The organism is Corynebacterium sp. HMSC065D07 (genome assembly GCF_001810695.1).
In the GTDB taxonomy this organism is placed as follows: Bacteria; Actinomycetota; Actinomycetes; order Mycobacteriales; family Mycobacteriaceae; genus Corynebacterium; species Corynebacterium hesseae.
Map to the genome: position 1 here is coordinate 1 of NZ_KV802454.1, position 499 is coordinate 499.

The following is a 499-nucleotide window of genomic DNA, read 5'->3' on the forward strand; positions in this document are numbered from 1 at the left end:
GTTGTCACCGGGACAAAGGCACGCGGTGAAATCCCTTCAATGCCCATCATGCGCATCCGCTTCGCCACAGTCTTACGGTTAAGCGAAATGCGGTAGCGCTCGGTAAGTTCTGCGGTGATCCGCGGAGCACCATAAACCTCATCAGAGTCTTTCCAAATCTGATGAATCTTTCGGTCAACATCATCGTAAAATGCTGCACGATCATCTTTTCCGGATAGTCGTTTCTGCTGCGCATGGGCCCATTTGTAGTATCCAGACCGAGATACTTTTAATAGTCGTGCCATGCGTTTGATGCTGTAGTTTGCCTTCTCCTGCTGCATTAGTTCGAACTTTTCTGCTCGCGTTGCTTTGCGGCGAAGAAGGCTGTCGCTTTTGACAAAAACTCGTTATCCATCTTGGCTTCTGCCAACTCACGGCGCAGACGCGCATTCTCAGCACGAAGATCAGCCTCGCTCATCCCATCTGAGGCTCCTCGGCGTTCACGCTCGAGTTTGACCCA

The 499-nt window shown here is 51.3% G+C and carries 2 protein-coding genes; both read right to left on the reverse strand.

What is annotated here, in order from left to right; all coding sequences use genetic code 11:
• Positions 1-320 (reverse strand): IS3 family transposase (locus HMPREF2760_RS07985; protein ID WP_148138848.1); only part of this gene is annotated, 320 nt, incomplete at its 3' end.
• Positions 320-499 (reverse strand): hypothetical protein (locus HMPREF2760_RS07990; protein ID WP_246823653.1); only part of this gene is annotated, 180 nt, incomplete at its 5' end. The genes HMPREF2760_RS07990 and HMPREF2760_RS07985, both read right to left, overlap by 1 nt.